The following is a 3,740-nucleotide window of genomic DNA, read 5'->3' on the forward strand; positions in this document are numbered from 1 at the left end:
AGGAAACCGGCGCCCCGCTCGCCGGCGAGATGAGCGGCCACGTCTTCTTCAAGGAGCGCTGGTACGGCTTCGACGACGGCCTCTACACCGGCGCCCGCCTGCTCGAGATCCTGTCGCGCAGTGACGACCCGAGTGCCGTGCTGAACGCGCTGCCGAACGCAACCAGCACGCCCGAACTGAACATCAAGATGGCCGAGGGCGAACCCTTCGTCCTGCTCGACGAACTCAAGGCAAGTGCCCGCTTCACCGATGCGCGGGAAGTGATCGCCATCGACGGACTACGCGTCGAGTACGCCGACGGCTTCGGCCTCGCCCGCCCGTCCAACACCACGCCGGTGGTCGTGCTGCGCTTCGAGGCCGACAATCCGGCGGCGCTCGCCCGCATCCAGGACGATTTCCGGCGCGTCCTCCAGGCGGCCCGCCCGGCGCTGGCGCTTCCGTTCTAGAATAGGCCCACGTTTCCGGTAAGGCGAAGGCCATGAGCGACGCAGACGATCCCGGCAGTTCCGAGCTCTTCCTCGGCCGCCAACCCATTCTCGACCGCAGCCAGCAACTGCTCGCCTACGAGCTGCTGTTCCGCAGCGGGCGCCGGAACGTGGCCGACGTCTCGGACCAGGTGCAGGCGACCGCCACGGTCGTCACCAATGCCTTCTCGGAACTGGCCGTAGGCGATGCCCTCGGGCCCTATCGCGGCTTCATCAACGTCGACCGGGAATTCCTTTTCAGCGACATGATCGAGCTGTTGCCGCGCGACGCGGTGATGCTCGAGCTGCTGGAGACGATCCAGCCTGACGCCGAAGTCGTCGCCCGCGCCCGCGAGCTGCGCAACAAGGGCTTCCAGCTGGCGCTCGACGACATCGTCGGCCTCGATGCCTCGTACGACGAACTCCTCGAGCTCGTCGACGTCGTCAAGGTCGACCTGCAGCCGCTGACCGACGAACAGGTGCGGGCCATCGTCGCCCGCGTCAAGCCGACCGGGGCGAAACTGCTGGCCGAAAAGGTCGATTCGCGCGAGCAGATGGAGTTCTGCCGCGATCTCGGCTTCGAGCTCTTCCAGGGCTACTATTTCGCGAAGCCGACGATCATCGCCGGCAAGAAGCTCGATCACTCCCAGCTCGCGCTGATGCGCCTGACGACGCTGCTGCTCGAGGACGCCGACACGGCAGAGCTGGAAAAGGTCTTCAAGCAGGAACCCGGCCTCACCGTTAACCTGCTGCGACTCACCAACTCGGTCGCCAGCGGCGTGCGGACCCGCATCACCTCGCTGCGCCACGCGATCACGGTGCTCGGCCGCCGCCAGCTGCAACGCTGGCTGCAGCTGCTCCTCTTCGCCAACCAGCAGACCGGCGCCGCAAGCCCGCTGCTGCAGCTGGCGGCGACGCGCGGCCGCCTGATGGAACTGCTCGCCGACAAGCTGCGCGGCCGCGCCCCCGAACTGCCGGAGCAGGCCTTCATGACCGGCATCATGTCGCTGATGCCGACCCTGCTCAGCCAGCGCATCGAGGACATCCTCGTGCAGCTGCCGGTCGCGCCGGCAATGGCGCAGGCGCTCGGTGATGCGCGCGAAGGCCAGCTCGGCGCCCTGCTGGCCCTGGCGGAAGCCAGCGAATCCGGAGACTGCGAACGGATCGAAGCGCTGCTGCCGACGCTCTACGGCCTCAACCAGACGACACTCAACAACGCACTGTCGCAGGCGCTCGCCTGGGCCAACAACATCGGCCGCGACGCCGGAAACTGATGCGATGAACGCTCTCGACCGCACGCTGCGCGAAATCCTCATCGGCCGCCAGCCGATCCTCGACCTGCAGCAGGAACTGGTCGGCTACGAGCTTCTTTTCCGAACGCCCGACTGCACCGACGCAAGCCCGACCGCGGGCTGCCGCTCGGCGGCGACCGCCGGCGTCGTCTGCTCCGCCTTCGCGGAACTCGGCATCGGCGCCGCGCTCGGCCCGTACAAGGCCTTCATCAACACCGACGAACGCTTCATCCTCGACGACGCCCTCGAACTGCTGCCGCCGCAGTCCGTCGTCCTCGAGCTCGATTTCACGTCGACGCCGGACAGCGAGGTGCTGGCACGCTGCCGCGCCCTGCGCGACCGCGGCTACACGCTCGCCCTGTCGCGCTACACGGGCCTCGATGACCACGCCGGCGCCCTGCTGCCGCTGGTCGGCATCGTCAAGATCGATGTCATTGCCGCCGGCGACGAACTGCCGGCGCTCGCCGGCGCGCTGACGCGGCTGCCGCTCAAGCTGCTGGCCGAAAAGGTCGAGACGCGCGAGCAGATGGCACACTGCAAGTCGCTCGGCTTCCACTGTTTTCAGGGCTACTACTTCGCGAAGCCGACCGTCGTCAGCGGTCGCCAGCTCTCGGCGTCGCAGCTCGGCATCATCCGCCTGATCAACCTCGTCTCGCGCGAGGCGGAGATTCCCGAACTGGAGGAAAGCTTCAAGCGCGAGCCGGGACTTACCGTCAACCTGCTGCGCCTGGTCAACTCCGTCGGCGTCGGCTTCGGCCGCCGCATCGAATCGCTGCGCCAGGCCGTCACCGTGCTCGGTCGCCGGCAACTGCTGCGCTGGCTGCAGCTGCTGCTGATGGCCTCACCCGAACACGCCACCGCGCCGGAGCGCAACCCGTTGCTGCAACTCGCCGCACTGCGCGGCCGCCTGATGGAAATCCTCGCCGGCCGCCTGCGCCCCAGGGACACCCATCTGGGCGATCAGGCTTTCCTGTGCGGCATCATGTCGCTGATGCCAGCCGCCCTCGGCATGCCGATCGAGGAGATCCTCAGCCAGATCGCCGTCACCCCCGACATGCAGCTGGCGCTCACCGAGCAGTCCGGCACGCTTGGCACGCTGCTCGCCCTCATCGAACGACTGGATGCCGGCGACTGGGAGGCCTGCGACGCACTGCTCGCCGACCACCCAGCGCTCAGCCGTGAAACGCTGACCGCTGCGCTGACCGACGGACTGGCGTGGATCCACGCCGACGGCCACTGAACCTTACGGGCGCGGCTCGCGCGCCAGCAGCCAGTCCCGCACTGCCAGCCCGGTCCCGAAATCCCACGGGCGCAGCTTCTCCGGCGCGATCAGCCGGAATTCCGCGAGTTCTTCGTTAAGTACGATCTCGCCGCTGGCCTGCACGTGGTAGGCAAGGATCACCTCGTTCTTGCGCTCGAAGGGATACACCCCGATCAGCGTTGCCGAGGACGCCTCCAGCGCCAGTTCTTCCTTCACCTCGCGCATCACCGCCGCCTCGGGCGATTCGCCCGCCTCGAGGAAGCCCGTCACCAGCCCGAAGACGCCCGGCTGCCAGGCATGGTTGCGCGCCAGCACGATCAGGCCCTCGCGCTCGACCAGCGCCGCCACCACCGGCAGCGGATTGCCCCATTCGACATGGCCGCAGGGCGCGCTGCAGGCGAGCCGCAGGCGGCCGGCCAGCGGCGTGGGCGCCAAGGGTGCGCCACAGGCGCTGCAGAAGCGTGGCGACTTCATGACACCAGCGCCCGCAGGTCGGCCAGCAGCGCATCGACCCGCTCGGGTGTCGTATCCCAGGCGCACATGAAGCGCGCCCCGCCGGCACCGATGAAGGTGTAGAAGCGCCAGCCGCGCGCACGCAGCCCCGCGATCGCCGCGGCCGGCAGCTCGGCGAAGACGCCGTTGGCCTCGACCGGGAAGAGCAGCTTCGCACCCGGAAGCGTCGCCAGCCCGTCGGCCAGCCGCCTTGCCATGGCGTTGGCGTGG

General features: G+C 68.5%; 3 protein-coding genes and 2 pseudogenes. 3 read left to right on the forward strand and 2 right to left on the reverse strand.

Annotated features, from left to right (window positions below; translation table 11 throughout):
* The 3 genes and pseudogenes from RKP46_RS13065 to RKP46_RS13075 form a co-directional block, all read left to right on the forward strand.
* Positions 1–446 (forward strand): annotated as a pseudogene (locus RKP46_RS13065) (phosphomannomutase/phosphoglucomutase); the annotation flags it as partial.
* Between the two features lie 32 nt (positions 447–478).
* The gene (locus tag RKP46_RS13070; RefSeq protein WP_311107041.1) at positions 479–1,738 is read left to right on the forward strand and encodes an EAL domain-containing protein; all 1,260 of its coding nucleotides are present in this window, start codon (positions 479–481) and stop codon (positions 1,736–1,738) included.
* 4 nt (positions 1,739–1,742) lie between these two features.
* Complete coding sequence (locus tag RKP46_RS13075) at positions 1,743–2,996, forward strand: HDOD domain-containing protein (protein ID WP_311107042.1); 1,254 nt, start codon at positions 1,743–1,745, stop codon at positions 2,994–2,996.
* A gap of 3 nt (positions 2,997–2,999) precedes the next feature.
* Here RKP46_RS13075 and RKP46_RS13080 read toward each other — a convergent pair whose 3' ends face one another.
* Together RKP46_RS13080 and RKP46_RS13085 are read right to left on the reverse strand one after the other, a co-directional pair.
* On the reverse strand, positions 3,000–3,491 hold the full coding sequence (locus RKP46_RS13080; RefSeq protein ID WP_311107043.1) for an NUDIX domain-containing protein: 492 nt from the start codon (positions 3,489–3,491) through the stop codon (positions 3,000–3,002).
* Positions 3,488–3,740: pseudogene (locus RKP46_RS13085) on the reverse strand (threonine aldolase); the annotation flags it as partial. The pseudogene RKP46_RS13085 and the gene RKP46_RS13080, both read right to left, overlap by 4 nt.

This window comes from Accumulibacter sp., from assembly GCF_031732815.1.
Classification (GTDB): domain Bacteria; phylum Pseudomonadota; class Gammaproteobacteria; order Burkholderiales; family Rhodocyclaceae; genus Accumulibacter.